The 16,766-nt window shown below is 62.8% G+C and carries 20 protein-coding genes; 17 read left to right on the forward strand and 3 right to left on the reverse strand.

Annotated features, from left to right (window positions below; all coding sequences use genetic code 11):
• Positions 1–201: 201 nt before the first annotated feature.
• A complete protein-coding gene (locus TMS3_RS26080) occupies positions 202–375 on the reverse strand; it encodes a hypothetical protein (RefSeq protein ID WP_407691630.1) in 174 nt (57 codons plus the stop codon).
• Positions 354–560, reverse strand: a complete 207-nt coding sequence (locus tag TMS3_RS19675; protein WP_152985533.1) for a hypothetical protein — start codon at positions 558–560, stop codon at positions 354–356. The genes TMS3_RS26080 and TMS3_RS19675 overlap by 22 nt, the downstream gene beginning before the upstream one ends.
• Before the next feature lie 380 nt (positions 561–940).
• Between TMS3_RS19675 and TMS3_RS19680 the strand changes: the two genes are divergently transcribed.
• The 10 genes from TMS3_RS19680 (at position 941) to TMS3_RS19725 (ending at position 8,533) form a co-directional block, all read left to right on the forward strand.
• Positions 941–1,216 (forward strand): hypothetical protein, encoded by a 276-nt coding sequence (locus TMS3_RS19680; RefSeq protein ID WP_025167012.1) that lies wholly within the window; start codon positions 941–943, stop codon positions 1,214–1,216.
• The gene (locus TMS3_RS19685) at positions 1,209–1,505 is read left to right on the forward strand and encodes a LasR-specific antiactivator QslA (RefSeq protein WP_025167013.1); all 297 of its coding nucleotides are present in this window, start codon (positions 1,209–1,211) and stop codon (positions 1,503–1,505) included. The genes TMS3_RS19680 and TMS3_RS19685 overlap by 8 nt, the downstream gene beginning before the upstream one ends.
• 312 nt (positions 1,506–1,817) lie before the next feature.
• Positions 1,818–2,330, forward strand: coding sequence for an antirestriction protein ArdA (locus TMS3_RS19690; protein WP_025167014.1), 513 nt, complete (start codon positions 1,818–1,820; stop codon positions 2,328–2,330).
• A gap of 625 nt (positions 2,331–2,955) precedes the next feature.
• Complete coding sequence (locus TMS3_RS19695) at positions 2,956–3,237, forward strand: helix-turn-helix transcriptional regulator (protein ID WP_321163856.1); 282 nt, start codon at positions 2,956–2,958, stop codon at positions 3,235–3,237.
• 14 nt (positions 3,238–3,251) lie between these two features.
• Positions 3,252–4,094 carry a replication initiator protein A gene (locus TMS3_RS19700; RefSeq protein ID WP_025167016.1) on the forward strand — a complete coding sequence of 281 codons (843 nt, stop codon included), beginning with the start codon at positions 3,252–3,254 and terminating at the stop codon, positions 4,092–4,094.
• 229 nt (positions 4,095–4,323) lie between these two features.
• Positions 4,324–4,962, forward strand: coding sequence for a ParA family partition ATPase (gene parA / locus TMS3_RS19705; protein ID WP_025167017.1), 639 nt, complete (start codon positions 4,324–4,326; stop codon positions 4,960–4,962).
• Positions 4,959–5,201, forward strand: coding sequence for a hypothetical protein (locus TMS3_RS19710; protein WP_025167018.1), 243 nt, complete (start codon positions 4,959–4,961; stop codon positions 5,199–5,201). The genes parA and TMS3_RS19710 overlap by 4 nt, the downstream gene beginning before the upstream one ends.
• Entirely contained in the window at positions 5,198–5,716 is a 519-nt protein-coding gene (locus TMS3_RS19715) for a DUF2840 domain-containing protein (RefSeq protein ID WP_025167019.1), read from the forward strand. Before TMS3_RS19710 ends, TMS3_RS19715 begins: the two co-directional genes overlap by 4 nt.
• Positions 5,713–6,240 (forward strand): S26 family signal peptidase, encoded by a 528-nt coding sequence (locus TMS3_RS19720; protein ID WP_025167020.1) that lies wholly within the window; start codon positions 5,713–5,715, stop codon positions 6,238–6,240. The genes TMS3_RS19715 and TMS3_RS19720 overlap by 4 nt, the downstream gene beginning before the upstream one ends.
• A 352-nt stretch (positions 6,241–6,592) precedes the next feature.
• The gene (locus tag TMS3_RS19725; protein WP_025167021.1) at positions 6,593–8,533 is read left to right on the forward strand and encodes a relaxase/mobilization nuclease and DUF3363 domain-containing protein; all 1,941 of its coding nucleotides are present in this window, start codon (positions 6,593–6,595) and stop codon (positions 8,531–8,533) included.
• A gap of 15 nt (positions 8,534–8,548) precedes the next feature.
• Here TMS3_RS19725 and TMS3_RS19730 read toward each other — a convergent pair whose 3' ends face one another.
• Positions 8,549–9,403: a helix-turn-helix transcriptional regulator gene (locus TMS3_RS19730; RefSeq protein ID WP_025167022.1), complete on the reverse strand. Its 855-nt coding sequence runs from the start codon at positions 9,401–9,403 to the stop codon at positions 8,549–8,551.
• 154 nt (positions 9,404–9,557) lie between these two features.
• Here TMS3_RS19730 and hemA point away from each other — a divergent pair, with 154 nt between their 5' ends.
• From hemA to TMS3_RS19765, 7 genes are all read left to right on the forward strand, one after another.
• Entirely contained in the window at positions 9,558–10,790 is a 1,233-nt protein-coding gene (hemA, locus tag TMS3_RS19735; RefSeq protein ID WP_025167023.1) for a 5-aminolevulinate synthase, read from the forward strand.
• A gap of 1 nt (position 10,791) precedes the next feature.
• Complete coding sequence (locus TMS3_RS19740; protein WP_025167024.1) at positions 10,792–11,295, forward strand: GNAT family N-acetyltransferase; 504 nt, start codon at positions 10,792–10,794, stop codon at positions 11,293–11,295.
• The gene (locus TMS3_RS19745) at positions 11,292–12,362 is read left to right on the forward strand and encodes a Gfo/Idh/MocA family oxidoreductase (RefSeq protein WP_025167025.1); all 1,071 of its coding nucleotides are present in this window, start codon (positions 11,292–11,294) and stop codon (positions 12,360–12,362) included. Before TMS3_RS19740 ends, TMS3_RS19745 begins: the two co-directional genes overlap by 4 nt.
• 23 nt (positions 12,363–12,385) lie before the next feature.
• Positions 12,386–14,239 (forward strand): asparagine synthase (glutamine-hydrolyzing), encoded by a 1,854-nt coding sequence (gene asnB, locus TMS3_RS19750; protein WP_025167026.1) that lies wholly within the window; start codon positions 12,386–12,388, stop codon positions 14,237–14,239.
• Between the two features lie 88 nt (positions 14,240–14,327).
• Positions 14,328–15,527 carry an MFS transporter gene (locus TMS3_RS19755; protein WP_025167027.1) on the forward strand — a complete coding sequence of 400 codons (1,200 nt, stop codon included), beginning with the start codon at positions 14,328–14,330 and terminating at the stop codon, positions 15,525–15,527.
• A gap of 22 nt (positions 15,528–15,549) precedes the next feature.
• A complete protein-coding gene (locus tag TMS3_RS19760) occupies positions 15,550–16,476 on the forward strand; it encodes a LysR family transcriptional regulator (RefSeq protein ID WP_025167028.1) in 927 nt (308 codons plus the stop codon).
• Entirely contained in the window at positions 16,476–16,718 is a 243-nt protein-coding gene (locus TMS3_RS19765) for an EexN family lipoprotein (protein ID WP_025167029.1), read from the forward strand. Before TMS3_RS19760 ends, TMS3_RS19765 begins: the two co-directional genes overlap by 1 nt.
• Positions 16,719–16,766: the final 48 nt, after the last annotated feature.

The raw sequence follows: 16,766 nt of genomic DNA on the forward strand, positions 1-16,766 counted from the left end.
GATTTTGTCTCGCCCAGCCAGGAAAATCTTTGTAAACAATAGATTGGGCGGTAATCCGTGAGCGTACAGCCGCACCACCTTTGCTAAGGCTAAGGATCCTAGGGCAATAGGTCATCGATTCGGCTGTTGGGCCAGACGGGTAGTTTTTCAGCGGATCCTTGCGCCTGGCGGCGCGCCCTGAGCCGGTAAACAACAAATTGTTTAACCCCCGCGATCGGCAGGATTATGCTCTCTACCGGGACTGTCGATCGGCAGGGTGCCGCTATTCGCATAGCGCGACAGAGTTACCCTGCGTTTCAGGCTGTAGTCCATGGTACTGGCGAGGGCACTGCCGTTGGCTACGCTTTGCCGCGTCAACCGTAGCCCGTCGTGCATGGCTTGCAGCTTGGGCAGGGCTTCTTGTCCGCGTAGCGGGTGCCGTGCGCAACCAGACCGCGACCACGCGCTAGTTCGGCGATGCGCCGCAAGGCCTCGTCTTGGCGTTTCAGCTGCTCGAAGGTCATGGCCGTATTTGGATAGGCCTCACTACCCATCACATATTTCTCATGTCGATGCCCCAAGGTACAACTACTCCACAGTAGGTTGCCATCCTGAAACCCTCAGGCTAGAGTGCGTCCGTCGTGGTCAATCCCATGGCCGGGTGTAGCAACCTGAATCGTTCGGGGCGCGGTAGCGCCATAGCATTGCGGTCGACACAGTCATGTGTCTGGCCGCTGCATTTCTATGGTGGGCCGTGCGGGGCAGGCTTCGGCCTGGCCGGTTCCCTCGGACGCCGGTTTGCTACCCCCGTACGGTCCGCCACCATTACCGTGTAGCAACGGCGGTAGGCGGCTCCTTAATTGTCTGAGGAGCATAAGGAAAATGCGCTACCCCTTTTTTACCCAAGAGCTCCGCCTTGGTCTTCTGGTCCTGTTGTTCACTTCCACTCTGGAGGTGCGCCATGGCTGAGTTCGAAACCTTCGTTGTCCCTTTTCCATGGCGGCCGAGTCCGCTGCACGAATCCGAGCCCTCTCCTCTTCCGGTCGAAGCTGCGGCCGAGTTGCGCGCAACCATGCTGGGCAACTTACTCGATCAGATGTCCGGGCAGGATGGCTTCCAGCCGGAGAATCTGCGGCTGCGAGTTGCGACCTATGCCGCCCAGGATCTACTCGACGAGATGATTGTGCTCTACCGGCGCGCGCTGTCCGAAGCGCGAGGAGGTGTCAGCCATGAGTAAAGGCATCATGACCTTGCTTCCTCCGCATGATGGCCATCCTGGCATGGAGGTCATCTGGGCAGCGGATTGTCGGCAGGCCTTCAACCAAGGTGTGAGCTTCGCCCAGACCTGGCTCGACAATGCTCGCAGCGGCTGGCTTTGGGCCGTTATGATCGCCGAGCGCGATCTATTGCCTTGCGCCATAGAGAGACGGGCCTTCGAAGTCGGCTTCCTCAGCCGCATCCATCAGCGCTTGTGCTCGCCACAGTGGAGCGGCGAGCTAATCAAGGATGCAGCATTGAGCCTTTGAACCTGCATTGTCGGCTCTCCTGTTACTGCTGCGTTACTGCTCGCATCGTTCCGTATGGACCCAGCAGGTCGATGCATCGACCTGCTGGGTGGGCTGTCTCCACACGGTGTGTGACGCAGCACCTTTCTAACAGCAGGGGTTCTTGCCCCCTCAAAATCAAGATAAATAGACGGTTTCCACCCGGCCGCTGCGCTGGGCGGAGCCTCCGCGATTTTTCTGGATTTTTTCACGACGGCCTTAGTCGCCCTAGTCGGCAGGGGTTCATGCGCGACGCAAAGCGCAGAACCCTGACGACGAAAGGAGCCGAAGACTATGAGCCAAGCAATCAGAATCTACGTAGCCGATCTTGCCGCCTATAACGCGGGCCATCTGCATGGCGAATGGATCGATGCGACCCTGGACACCGACGACATTCAGACGCAGATCAACGCCATGCTGGCCAGCTCCCCTGTTGATGGTGCAGAGGAGTACGCCATACACGATTACGAGGGCTTCAACGGTTACAGCCTTGGCGAATACGAAGGCATCCAATCCGCCCACAAGATCGCCTGCTTTATCGAAGAATACCCGGACTTCGGCGGCGAGCTTCTCGCCCACTTCAACGACCTTGATGATGCCCGCCAAGCGGCGCAAGAGTCCTATTGCGGCTGCCATGTATCGCTGGCCGACTACGCACAAGAACTGACCGAGGAAACCAGCACTATTCCCCAGCACCTGGCTCAATACATCGATTATCGCGCCATGGCCCGCGACATGGAGTACAACGGCGACGTGTTCACCCTCGAGACCGGCTTCGAGCAGGTGCATGTTTTCTGGAACAGGTAGGGTAATCGCAGAGCACCGGGTTTACCCCCGGTGCTCTTGTTTTTTGCGCCCCTGCCCTGCGGCCACCCGCGCGCCCCGCCCATAAACCGATCCTCTGCCGCTGATGGTCAGGAGATCAGCTGCTGTCATCACATCCGCCACATGGGCAAGCAGCTAACCCAATCAGGCCGAGCATTCGGACATTTACGGCATCACGTATCCGCACAGATGCGCTAATCCGCTTTCACGGATCTACGGATTTGTGGGCATCCTGAGTTGCGCTTCTACGGTTTTACAGAAAAGCGGGCAAACGTATTGCCGGCTTTGCACGAAAGCGTAAAGCCGCAGATCCGCAGGGCTGGTCATGTTCCAGCGCGCCAAATACCTTCCGGCCATCGCCGTTCGCATCGCAGTCGGGCGTGCTCAGTCAGAGATCAGACTGAGCACGCATCAATCCAAGCTCTGCTCACCCCCGTATTCGCTTTGACACAACCCGGCATGATCGAGCGCGACGGCTGCCGCACGGTGCACCTCCCAACTCAACGGAGGACCCACCATGTCGCATACACCCGAGTTGCACAGGCATCCTCGCCTCGTCGATCTAGACTCGCCCCACCACCGCAAGGCCGGGCCGACGTCGCATGCCATGAGCCCGTCAGCGCGCGATAACACGGGAGAAACCCAGAACCCCGCTCAAGCCCCTCGCTACCTGACCAACGACGAAGCAGCGGACTTCCTGCGCCTCTCGCCGCGCACGCTGGAAAAGCAGCGGGTGATCGGCGGCGGGCCGCGCTTTCGCAAGTTCGGCCGACGGGTGATGTACGCCGTGGCCGATCTCGAGAGCTGGGCGGATGCGCGCAGCTTTGAGACCACCTTCGATCCCGAGTACCTCGAGCGCCACCAGGGAGCGAGCCGCTATGATCAGTGAAGCCGCCTCTGCCCATGAACCACTGCAAGCGCATGCAGCAGGCGCAAAGCGAACAGCTGGATCTATTCCGTGCCCTGCCGGGCGACATGGCTCCACGCGACGCCCAGGACCTGATGGCGCATCCGTTCTTCTCGCTGGCCAAGTCGCGGCGCACGGTGCCCATCGACTTTCGAGCGGGCGAGGTGACGGTGCGGGTCGAGGGCACACTGGAGCATGGCATCGCCACGATCTGGGATGCCGACATCCTGATCTGGGCGGCCAGCCAGATCGTCGAGGCGCGCGATGCGGGGATTCCCACCTCGCGGCTGATGCGGGCAACGCCCTACGAGATCCTGCGCTTCATCGGTCGTGGCACCTCGCTGCGCGACTACCAGCGCCTGAAAGCCGCCCTGGATCGCCTGCAGTCCACCAGCGTGGCCACCTCGATTCGCGAAACCACCGGCCGGCGGCTGCACCGGTTCTCCTGGATCAACGAGTGGAAGGAGCTCGCCGCGGCGGACGGGCGGCCACTTGGCATCGAGTTGATCCTGCCCGACTGGTTCTACAGCGGGGTGCTCGACCAGGCCCTGGTGCTGACCATAGACCCAGGCTACTTCCGCCTCACCGGCGCCATCGAGCGCTGGCTGTACCGCCTGGTACGCAAGCACGGTGGTCGTCAGGAGGACGGCTGGCAGTTCGACTTTCGGCACCTGTACCGCAAATCGGGCAGCGCAGCGCGCTACTCAGACTTCGCCTTCGACCTGCGTGCGCTGGTGGTTCGCCAGCCGTTACCCGGGTACCTGTTGAAGATCGAGCGCATCCCGCCCTCGACCGAGTTGCTGGCGTTTCGGCCCGTGCCGTACACGGCACGGGGATAACCTGGGCAAAAGCTGTGAATTCACTCGTGCTATCAGGCGCAAAGCGGCTCGTGCTATCAGGAGTACGACTATCGTGCTATCAGGCGCACGAACGCCTCTACAGGCCAAGACTGGCGCGGCTTTCAGCCTCCCTTAACTTAACTAACGTAAAAGCTCTAACTTGTTATTGGGGCAGCCCCCTTTTGTGGACAGGTGCTGCGCGACGGCATTTTGCCTGGAGGACCAGGCCATGATCGTCGCCCTGCTCAACCAGAAAGGCGGGGTCGGCAAGACTACCCTCGCCACCCATATCGCCGGTGAACTGGCCCTTCGCGGCCAGACCGTGATCCTGCTCGATGCCGACCCGCAGGGCTCGTCGCTGGACTGGACGCAACGGCGCAGCCAGCAGGGGCTGCCCAGGCTGTTCAGCGCCGTCGGCCTGGCGCGCGAGACCCTGCATCAGGAAGCCCCAGAGCTGGCCAAACAGGCCGACCACATAATCATCGACGGTCCACCCCGCATCGCCGCCCTGGCGCGCTCGGCGCTACTGGCAGCGGACCGCGTGTTGATACCGGTGCAGCCCAGCCCTTACGACCTGTGGGCCAGCGCGGAGATGGTCAATCTGATCCACGAGGCACAGGTGTTCAGGCCGTCACTGCGCGCCGCCTTCGCCATCAACCGTCGCGTCAGCACCACGGTGATCGGCCGCGAGGCCCGCGGTGCCCTCGCCGACCAACCGTTGCCCGCCCTGCAGGCCGAGGTGCGCCAGCGCATCGTCTTCGCCGAGAGTGTGGCCGCTGGGCGGCTGGCACGCGAACTGGCCCCCGACAGCGCCGCCGCGCGCGAGATCAGCAGCCTCGTCGACGAGCTGTTGAGGTGGACCACATGAGTGCTAAGCGCATCGGCATAGGTGCGCGGCCACTGGCCGATCCGCAGGCCGAAACCTGGATACGCCAGGGTAGCGCCAGCGACACCAGCAAGAGCGTCCGCTTCACGGCTCGACTGACCCTCGACATCACGCCCGCGCTACGCGCACGCATCAAGGTCGCCGCCTTCAGCCGGGGCATCACCGTGGCCGAGATGTTGCGCGAGTTGCTGGAGCAACAGTTCCCGGAGGCCACCCCATGACTACCAACACCCTGGCGGAGCAATCGCCACCAGTACTGGCTGAATGCGCACACGGCATACCGCTGACGCGCGTCTTGCTGGCATGCGTGGAGCAACGCTTCAACCTCTACCTGCGTTTCGGTCACCCAGCGCAAACCCGCCGGCTTAATTTCAGAAGGAGCATTGCGCTGTTCGCGCCAGGCACCCTGTTCTGTCGTATTCGCTGGGAAGCCAACGACTACGGCACGACTCGCTGGCAGTTGTTGGTGCTGCAGGCCGGGACGCTCCACGAGCCGATGCAACGCATCGCTGGCATCTGGCCCGGTGCAAGTGCCCTGCTGCAAGCAGATGGCGACAATCAGGTACGCGCCGTACTCACGCAGATAGATGCTATCGAGGCGCTCGACCTCGACCCAACACAGGTGTCCCAAAGTTACTGGCGAACGTTGGGCAACCGCCTACGCGCACGCATGCCATTGCCCGCATATACGTGCGATAGGCATGTCGCCTGGATTGCGGGGAGTGCGCTGCATTGACGACTCGCACTCACTTCAATTGGCTGCCGTTGCTACTGGTTGTTGGCAGCTTGGCTGCACTGGTCTGGTCGGCGTTTGGCACACCGTTACAGTGGATCATCTACAACGGCTCCGACAGCGTGCCGATGGGCTGGTACCGCATCACGCTGACCGGCTCACCAGCGGTTGGCGATATCCTGCTCACTCGGCTTCCGCCGGCTGCCGCGACGCTGGCTGCACAGCGCAGCTACCTGCCGACACACATACCACTGCTCAAGACAGTCTTCGCCATCGCGCCACAGCGCGTGTGCGTAAGGGGGAAGCACGTGTTGGTCGACGACCAAGTCGTAGCCGAATTGCTAGCGCATGACCAACTCGGCCGCCCACTACCCGCCTGGCAGGGATGTCGTCCCCTCGCAGGAGATGAGCTGTTCCTAATCAGCGTCGACAATCCGGAGTCGTTCGACAGTCGTTACTTCGGGCCTATCTCCGCCGCCACGGTGATCGGCCGGGCGCAGCCGTTGTGGCTGGAGACGCGGCCATGACCTTACCTCCCTGGCGACAACCTGCCTGCCGAGCGCACTTGATTGGCTTGCGAGATCGCGCGCCGCCACAGTGCAGACGGCTCTCTCTTTGCCCACCGGCTCGGGCATCCGCCGGTGTGATTCCTGAGCAACCTGAACACAGCGCTCTGTAGCACCAAGGCTTGGGAAAAGCGGAGGGCAAGATAAAAGGGCGCAGCACTTCGTGGCGCTTGAAGGCCGTCTGCACATGGGGTGGAGGCGGCACAAACCCTGCCCTAGCTAGGTGCCGAGCAGTGCCGTTTACCCGCATCAGACTTAGTCAGAAGGCGTGCCTGGCACGCTGCAGTGCGATCACGCTGGAGGAGTAATCAGGATGACCAAGGACCGAGAGCACGATGGCGAACAGCGCTTCCGCCCCCGACCGGGGGCAGCGAAACAGCGCGATCAGACCTTCATCAACCAGGTGCTGCGACAGTCAAACAAGGCTGGTACCGGTAAGACTCGCAAGGCAGGACATCAACCCGGCGCACGCCTCGGCCGCGGCCATGTCGCCGCGCGCTTCAGTGCGCAGCAAGTGTCGCCCAATTCGCGCCGGGTGGCCATCAAGACTCGCCTGGTCAACCTGCGTCAGGCCGGCAAACGCTCGACCCTCAGCCACCTGCGCTACATCGAGCGCGACGGCGTGAGTCGCGAGGGCGAACCCGGCAAAGCCTACGGCCCACAGACCGATCAGGCCGACGTAGAAGCTTTCGAGGAGCGCGGCCGGGAGGATCGCCACCAGTTCCGCTTCATCGTCTCACCCGAGGATGCCGAGCAACTCGATGACCTGCGCACCTACACCCGCCATCTGATGAGCCGCATGGAGGCCGACCTGGGCACCCGCCTCGACTGGGTGGCGGTCGACCACTGGAACACCGACAACCCGCACACCCACATCGTGCTGCGCGGCAAGGACGAGACGGGCAAGGATCTGATTATTGCCCGTGACTACATCGCCGAGGGCATGCGCAATCGTGCCGCGGAATTGGCAACAGAATGGCTCGGCCCGCGCACCGACCTGGAGATCCAGCGCAGCCTGCAGCACGAGGTGCAGCAAGAACGTTGGACGAGCCTGGATCGCGCCTTGTTACGCGAACGCCAGGCCGATCTGGTAGTCCTTGACAGCCTGACCGGCCACCCACGCAGGCAACTATTGATCGGACGTTTGCAGCACTTACAGAAGATGGGGCTTGCCATCGAGGATCGACCTGGCCAGTGGACTATAGGTCGCGATATAGAAGCGACATTAAGAGCTATGGGCGAGCGCGGCGATATCGTGCGAACGATGCAGCGCGCCATGGGGGGCGTACAGCGTGACATCGCGATCTTCGAGCCAAGCACCGGCAGCGACGTTGTAGTCGGCCAGGTGGTAGCAAAAGGGTTGGCGGACGAACTAAACGACAAGGGCTATCTGGTGGTGGACGGTATTGACGGCAAGGCCCACTACCTCGCATTGCCCGCCCGCATGGAACTGGTCGTCTACCCGCTCGGCGCGGTGGTCGAGGCACGAGGCTCGCTCGAGCCGCGAGCAATAGACCGCAGCATTGCTGCACAGGCAGCCGGAGGCCTGTATCGCAGCGATCATCACCTTGCAGTAGCCAAGAGTCTAGGTCGTGACACACGGGCTCTGGTCGAATCCCATGTGCGGCGCCTGGAAGCCTTGCGTCGGGCTGGGATTGTCGAGCGGGTTGCCGAGGGCGTCTGGCGCGTGCCAGCCGAATTGCCCGAACTGGGCCGACAGTACGACACCCGCCGCCTTGGCGACGTGTCCGTTAATGTCCGTACGCCCCTATCCATCGAGCGGCAGATCCGCGCTATGGGCGCTACGTGGTTGGATCAGCAATTGATAGACGGCGGTAAGGATCTGACTGGCAAGGGCTTTGGCGCGCAGGTGCGCGGAGCACTGCGTCAACGTACAGATTACCTGGTGGATCAGGGCTTGGCCGAACGTCAAGGCGCGCGTGTCTTGCTTGCCCGAAACCTGCTGGCGACACTGCGTGGGCGCGAGCTATCGGCCACCGTTCAGGACATCATGGCGAATACGGGTATGCAGTACCGCCCGGCTTTAGACGGCGAACGTGTCAGCGGGATTTATCGGCGCAGCGTGCAGTTGGCCAGCGGCCGTTTCGCCCTACTCGACGACGGTCTCGGCTTCAGCCTGGTGCCTTGGAAGCCCGTGATCGAGTCGAAGCTCGGGCAAAGCATTTCTGCAGTCGTGCAGGGCAATAGCGTGTCGTGGCAGTTGGGGCGGCAACGCGGGCCGGCGATCGGCTAAGCGATGGTGCTGCGCTCATTCCAGCCCAGGTTCCTGCTGCAGCCATTGCTCAAACAGCCGACTCTCAGGTTTACCTTCCTTCGCCGCGTAATACACCAAGCGCAGGTGGCGATCCTCATCGATAGTCAGCGTGGTGTGCTCAAAGACCACCTGACCAATCTCCTCAATGTGCAAATGCCGTATGCCTTGGCAGGGGCCGTGGATGTCCTGCTGTCGCCACCAGGCCTTGAAGTCTGGGTCAACCTTCTCCAGGTCCTTCACCAGCGCGGCAATATCCGGATCCTGGGTCGCCCGCACGAAGTCGCGACGAAAGCTCGAGAGGATCTGCAGCGCCTGCTCTTCCCAGGGATTGAATAGCTCACGCATCGCCGGCGTGGTGAACAGCATCCACAGCAGGTTGCGGCGATCCGCCGGGTGCGCGGAAAAACCGAATACCCGATCCGCCGCCGCGTTCCAGGCCAGTACATCCCAGCGCAGGTTGAGCACGTAGGCCGGACGCGAAGGGATGTCCGCCATCAAGCGGTGTATCAGCGGCGATACGACGCACCAAGTCCTGCCTGGCTCCGCCGGCAAGCGTTGGTGAGCCAGCAGGAACAAATGTCGCCGCTCGGTTGCGTCCAGCTTGAGCGTTCTGGAGAGGTTATCCAGGAACGTGGAAGACACGCTGATGTCCCGCCCCTGCTCCAGCCAGGTGTACCAGGACAGTCCCACTCCAGCCAGGGCAGCGACCTCCTCGCGGCGCAATCCGGGCGTCCGCCGCCGGCTGCCGGCGGGCAGCCCCACCTCTTCTGGCGTGATGCGTTCGCGGCGACTGCGCAGAAACTCGGCCAGCTCTGCCCGGGTGCGGTCGAGTGTGCGTGGCGCGCTCATCCGATTACCTCCAGTAATAGCATAAACAGTCAAATTGTAACCCTTATAAATCCAAACAAGAATAGCCGTCCCTGGCCGTAAAGGCGCGTGCCAGGGCTATTTCTGAATGGGGAAGACACAACGACGTGTCAGTAATCGCTAAGGAGATATACGGATGTACCAAGCACTTCTTCGTGAACAACTGGAGACATTGAAGTCCTCCAACCAGTACCGCACTTTCACCACCCTCAGCCGCATCTGCGGTCAATACCCACTTGCCAAATTGAAAGGTACAAACCAGAGACCTGTGGTTGTCTGGTGCAGCAACGACTACCTCGGCATGTCCCAGCACCCCATCGTCCGCGAGGAGATGCACGACGCGCTGGAGACTTACGGCGCAGGCTCTGGTGGCTCGCGCAATATTGGCGGCTCCCATGAGATTTATGCCCGCCTGGAAGAAAGCCTTGCCGATTGGCATGGCAAGGAAGCGGCTCTGGTCTTCCCTACCGGCTTCGGCTCCAACGACGCCACCCTGCAGTGCCTGCTGCGGCGTATCCCCGATTGTGTGGTACTCAGCGACGAGCTGAACCATGCCTCCATCGTCAACGGCATTCGCTCGACACCGAACGAGCGCAAAATCTTCCGGCATAACGACCTTGCCCACCTGGAGCAAATACTCGCTGGCTACCCACTCGGGCAGCCAAAGCTCGTCGTATTCGAGTCCATCTACTCGATGGATGGGGACATTGCGCCCATCGCAGGGATCGTCGAAGTCGCCAAACGCTACAACGCGCTCACCTACCTCGATGAAGTGCATGCCGTCGGCATGTACGGCCCGCGCGGCGCTGGAATCGCCGCCGAGCGCGGGCTGGCCGACCGGGTGGACATCATCCAGGGCACGATGGCTAAGGGTATCGGCGTTATAGGCGGCTACATCGCCTCGACCCAGGTCATAGTCGACGCCGTGCGCTCCTTCGCCACCGGTTTCATCTTTACCACTTCCCTGCCGCCCGCCATTACGGCCGGCTGCCTGGCCAGCGTGAATCACCTCAAAGCAAGCAGCGCGGAGCGTGATCTCTTACGCACCAAGACTGCCAAGCTGCGCGAGCGCCTCAAGCACTACGACGTGCCAATCATGCCCTGCTCGCAGACTCACGTACTGCCGGTGCTGGTAGGTGATGCGCAGCGCTGCAAGGCCGCGGCAGAACGTCTGCTGCAAATCCATGCCGTGTACCTGCAGCCAATCAACTACCCGTCGGTACCTATAGGCACCGAACGCTTCCGGGTAAACGCCACCCCGAACCACAGCGACGAGCAGATCGAGCATCTGGCGGCCTCGCTGCGCGAGACCTTCGAGCACTTATCCATACCCCTGGCCTCCCAAGCCTTCGGCACGGAGGTGGCCTGAGATGGATCACACCTTCCTTACCGTGCGCCCCGCGACCATTACCGACCTGGCCAGCCTGGTCGAGCTGCGTGCGCACTTGCTGGACGGCACCTCGGCCAGCTACTCGAGCCGGACCCCGGATGACGCCATGCGCTGGCGTGCGGCCTACCGTAGCTGGCTGACCAGCCGACTGGGTGAGAGCGACTGCGTGCAAATCCTGGCGGCCGAACACCGGGAGTCAGGTCAGGTGCTCGGCTGCGCAACGGCGATTATTGACCAGCGCGCACCGGCCACTGGATGCCTCAATGGTCTGTCCGGCTGGGTGCAGTCGGTGGTGGTGGAGCCCCAATGGCGCAACCGCGGCATCGCCCGACGACTGATGCAGCACCTGCTGCGCTGGTTCGCCAACCGTGGCGTCGGTACCGTGGTACTGCAGAGCACCGAGGAAGCCGGTGCGCTGTATCACGCCTTAGGTTTCACGGTCAGCGGTGAGCGCCTACTGATTCGTCAGGAGGCCTCGGCATGAAGATCCTGATCATCGGCCTCGGCTACGCCGGCCAGCGCTATCAGCGGGCTTTCGAACACATCGCCGCCAGCACCGGCATGCCGCTCATTCTGGCCTATGTCGGTCGCCAGAAAAAACCAATCGACCTGCCCTACTTCGACAGCGTCGGCCGCGCGCTGGAGGAGTTCGCGCCCGAGATCGTCGTGGTCAGCGTCAACGACCACAGCCATGCGTCCGTATTGCAGCAACTGGCCGGCTACCGGGGCTTCGTGATCTGCGAGAAGCCGCTGGTCACACCGCAGGACGACCTGGCCACTCTCCACGCCGGACTGGGGCAATTCAGCGGCTTTGCCTTAGACCTGGTTGAGCGCTACTCGGAGGCCAGTCGGCAACTGCGCGAGTGGGTCGAGCGACATGACTGGCAGTTGGTGCGCGCCAACTTCCACTGGGGTAAGGATCGCATCAATGATTACCGCCCAACGTGCGGCGTAACCAGTGAGGTGATCCATGCCCTGGATCTTCTCGGCTGGATCTGCCCCCAAGCAGGCCAACTCAGGCTGCAGGGTGTGCTCGGCGTGCGCTCGGACTTCTCGATCTCCGGCAGCGAGGTGCTCGATACCGTGCTGCTGACGGCGAGCCTGGGTGAGGCGCAGGTGACCGGCTACAGCAGCTTCGTCAACATCGTCCGCCAGCGCACGGTCGACTTCAGTTTCGTCGACCGCGACGCCCAGTTGATCCACGCGCGCCTGGAGTTCGACACGCCGCGATGGGATCACGACCAGTTGCGGATCTGGACGCGTGACGCGAACGGCGCTGAGGACGTGCAGCACGCGTTCGCCACCGCCCCTGACGAGCCAGGCCTGGACACCCTGCACAAGCTCTCGCGGCTGTGCTTGCAGGTGGTGCGCGCCGTGGCGCTCAAGGAGCCGCCACGCCAGGCCTTCGCCGATCTCGACACCGCGGTGGCGCTGCAGCGCCTGCTCAATGACCTCGAAACACATGCCCAAACCCCACCACCGACGCGCTATGTCCATTGCGAGACGCGCGTGCTGATGGCCGAGGATAGCGACCTGGAAAGCCTCGGGTAACCCCATTCACAAGGAGAAAGACTATGTGTGGAATCGCTGGATGGCTGTCCTACAGCCAGAACATGGAAGCGCAACGCGACACCCTGCAACGCATGACCGACACCATGGCCCTGCGCGGGCCGGACGCCGGCGGCATGTGGATCGACGGGCCGGTCGGCCTGGGCCATCGCCGGCTGTCGATCATCGACCTGGAGGGCGGCCGTCAACCGATGACTGCGCGCCAGGGCGGCCTGCGTGAAGTCGCCGCCATCACCTATAGCGGGGAGGTCTACAACTTCCGCGAGTTGCGTACCGAGTTGCAGCAACGCGGACACCAGTTCGAGACCCGCAGCGATACCGAGGTGGTGCTGCGCGCCTATGTGGAATGGGGTGAGGCCTTCGTCGAACGGCTCAATGGCATGTACGCGTTCGCCATCTGGGACCTGCGTTCGCAGGAGCTGCTGCTGATCCGCGACCGCATGGGCGTCAAGCCGCTCTACTATTTCGCCACTGCCGATGGTGTGGTGTTTGGCTCCGAGCCCAAGGCGCTGCTGGCCAACCCCCTGGTACCGCGCACGGTCCGCGCCGATGGCCTGCGCGAGATCCTGGAAATGGTGAAGACACCGGGGCACGCCGTGTTCGCCGGCATGCGCGAGGTGATGCCGGGCGAGCTCGTACGCATCAACCGCCAGGGCCTGGGCCGCCGCCGCTACTGGAAGCTGGAGGCGCACGAGCACAGCCATTCGCTGGACGAAACCATCCGCCATACCCGCGACCTGCTGGAGGACATCGTCGACCGTCAGATCGTCGCCGACGTACCGCTGTGCAGCCTGCTCTCGGGCGGCCTCGACTCCTCGATCATCACCGCGCTGGCCTCGAAGAAACTTCTCGCCGCCGGCAAGGAGAACATCCGTTCCTTTTCGCTCGACTTCGTCGATCACGGCAGCGGCTTTACCGGCGATGCCGTACGCGGCACACCGGACGCGCCCTTCGTCCGCGACCTGGTGGAGAGGATCCGCTCCAGCCACCAGGAAATCGTCCTCGACAGTCGCGAACTGGCCGACCCGGCATTACGTGCGCAGATCGTTCGCGCCCTCGACCTGCCGCCAGCCTTCTGGGGCGACATGTGGCCATCGCTCTACCGCCTGTTCCAGGAGGTGCGCAAGCACTCGACGGTGGCGCTGTCCGGCGAGAGCGCGGACGAGGTGTTCGGCGGCTACCGTTGGTTCCACGACCCGGAGGCGATCCAGGCCGACACTTTCCCCTGGCTGACCTCGGTCACCGGCAAGTACTTCGACGGCAAGCCACTGTTCGACCAGGGCCTGCTGGCTCAGCTGGACATGCGGAGTTTCCTGGGAGACAGCTACGCCCAAGCCATCGCCGAGGCGCCGGTGTTGCCAGGTGAGAGCGCGGTGGACCAGCGCATGCGGCAGATGAGCTACGTCAACCTGACCCGCTTCGTACAGACCCTGCTGGATCGCAAGGACCGCATGAGCATGGCCGTTGGCCTCGAGGTGCGGGTGCCGTTCTGCGACCACCGTCTGGTGGAGTACGCCTTCAACATTCCTTGGGCGATGAAGGCCTTCGACGGCCGAGAGAAAAGCATCCTGCGCGCGGCGACTCGCGACCTGCTGCCGGAGTCGATCTCCGAGCGGGTCAAGAGCCCCTACCCTTCGACCCAGGATCCGGCCTACGAGCAGGCGTTGCGCAATTCGCTGGCGGAGATCCTCGCCGATCGCAATGCGCCGGTCACACCGCTGCTCGACTCCAGCCGGATCAAGGACGCCCTGGACAAACCGCTAGGCACTGTCTCGCCCATGTACGAACGCATGGGCATGGAACTGGCGGTCGGCCTCAACACCTGGCTGAGCGAGTACGACGTCAGCCTCGAACTTTAGTCCCTAACCGGATGTGGCCCCGAATCGGGGCCACATCCCTCAGCTGTACCACCTACGCGCCTCCACTAGAGCGCAAGCGAGCCTGAGCATGCACACACACAACCAGTCCCCCATCTACCTGATAGCGCTAGGAGCCTTCGCCCTCGGCATGGCCTCTTATGTCACCGCCGGATTGATCCCGATGATCGAGGCGTCGTTCTCAGTGTCCGTGGCGGTCGCCGCCCAGTTGGTCACCGCCTTCACCCTGGCCTACGGCCTGGGTTCCCCGATCTTCGTCGCCCTCACCCCGGCGCATCGTCAACGCACCGGCCTGCTACTGGCTCTGGGCCTGTTCGTCATCGCCAACGCCGCCAGCGCGCTGGCCAAGGACTTCACCGTGCTGATGATTTGGCGAGCCATCGCCGGTATCGGTGCCGGCGTTTACCTGGCCATGGGCATCGGTGCCTCGGCGGCGGTGTCCACTCCGGAACGCCGAGGCAAAGCCATCGCCATCATCATGGGTGGCATGGCCAGTGGCGTGGTGCTGGGCGTGCCACTCAGCCTGCTCGTCGCCGAACAGATGGGCTGGCAGTCCGCCCTGTGGGTGGTCACCCTACTCGGCCTGGTGGCGTTCTTCGGCTTGCTGCTGAAACTTCCAGCTCTGCCCGCTGCGACGGCTACCTCTCTGAGGCAGAAGCTGGCGATCCTGGGTGACGGCCATGTACTGGTCATCTTGCTGGTATCCCTGCTCGCGGCCATTGCCAGTCTGGGTATGTACACCTTCATAGCCCCGCTGCTGGCGGATCCAACCTACGGCGCGGTGCGCTCGGTAACTCCCTACCTCTGGGTGTGGGGTATCGGCGGTGTGCTGGGCAGTTTTCTGATTGGCCCGCTGGTGGATCGTATCAAGGGCCCAGTCCTGACCTTCGCCATCATGCTGATCCTCGCCGTATCTCTATTTGCGCTGCCGCTGACTGCCGCGCTCGGCACCTGGCTGGTCATCCTGCCCATCGTTCTCTGGGGCGCCGTTGGCTGGGCACTGCAAGTGCCGCAGAACAACGAGCTGATCCTGGCGCGCCAGGTTCAGGGCGATGGCAACCTGGCTATCGCGCTTAATGAGTCGGCTCTCTACCTGGGCAGTGCCATCGGCGCGGCTGCCGGTGGCTTCGTGCTGCTCCTGCAGATGCCGACCTGGACCCTGGCAGCCAGCGCCGGTGGCGTGGCTGCGTTGGGCGCCCTGCTGCAGATCATCAACCTGCGGCGCCAGCCAAGCTGGGCCGGTAGCGTCCAAGCCGAACCCAACAACTGACTCAACACATGGAGGAAAGGCCATGGAACTGCGCCATCTTCGCTGTTTCATCGCCGTTGCAGAGGAACTGCACTTCGCGCGTGCGGCCGCGCGTCTGCACATCGAGCAATCACCCCTCTCCCGGATCATCAAGGAATTGGAGTACCGCCTGGGTATCCAGCTGTTCGAACGCACGACGCGTCGCACACGGCTGACCTGGGCGGGTCAGGTGTTGTTAGAAGAGGCCCGGCGGGTGTTCGCTGTCGTCGACCAAGCCAAGGCCAGTGTCAAGAGCGCCGCAGCCGGATACCGCGGACGCCTACGTGTCGCGCTATCCGACGGCATACCGCAATCACGCCTGGCCGCCCTGCTCGCCCAGTGCAGCGAGCAGGAACCGGAGGTTGAGATCTGCCTGTCGGAGGTCACCTTTACCGAACAGGTCAGAGGGCTCAACGACGACCTATTTGATATTGGCTTTGCCCAGTCTGACGAGGTTAACGAGGGGCTCGTGGCGGAGCCGGTCTGGTTCGATCCACTGGTAGTGGCGGTACCTGCCCGCCACCCCCTGCTGACCTATCGGCGCGTGCCGCTCGAAGAAGTGCTGCGCTATCCGCTGGTGCTCTGTGATCCGCTGGTCTGCGAAGGTTTCTGGCAACAGCTGCAGCGGGTACTGGGCACTGTGGACACGCGCCTGACCATCGCCGACCGGGTACCGACCCTGGATCTGATGATGGCGCTGGTGGCTGCCGGATACGGACTGGGCTTCTCCAGCCTTGCTCGGATCACTGAACTCAACAACCCGGACGTCGTGGCCCGGCCGCTGGCCGGCGGCCCCGCGATGCTGACCACCTACCTGATACGGCGCGAAGGCGAACCGGTCGAGCAACTGGCCCGGTTTATCGAAAGGCTGAGCCCGACACAGGAACGGGCATTACTGCCCGAGCAAACATCACGAGAGGAGATTGCCTGATGAACAGGATTACGTTGCTACTGATTGCGTTGCTGTTGAGCGCATGCGAGAAGCCGATGCCCTTCGAGTCGGCCGAAGCGCTGCTGGCGAACCCAGAGCGACTGAAGGAGTTGGGGCGTCAGTGCAAAGAAGACTGGGACAAGCTGGGTAATGCTCAATGCAACGCGGTGACCGAAGCGGAGCGAATACGCTTCATGGGCAAGGGCACGCCCTACACCCCTTATCCCGTCAAAGGGTTCTAGCCGCATTTCTCCGGTGTTAGGAGCGGAAACCGCCCCTTTGGCATCGAG

It is taken from the genome of Pseudomonas taeanensis MS-3, assembly GCF_000498575.2.
Classification (GTDB): Bacteria; Pseudomonadota; Gammaproteobacteria; order Pseudomonadales; family Pseudomonadaceae; genus Aquipseudomonas; species Aquipseudomonas taeanensis.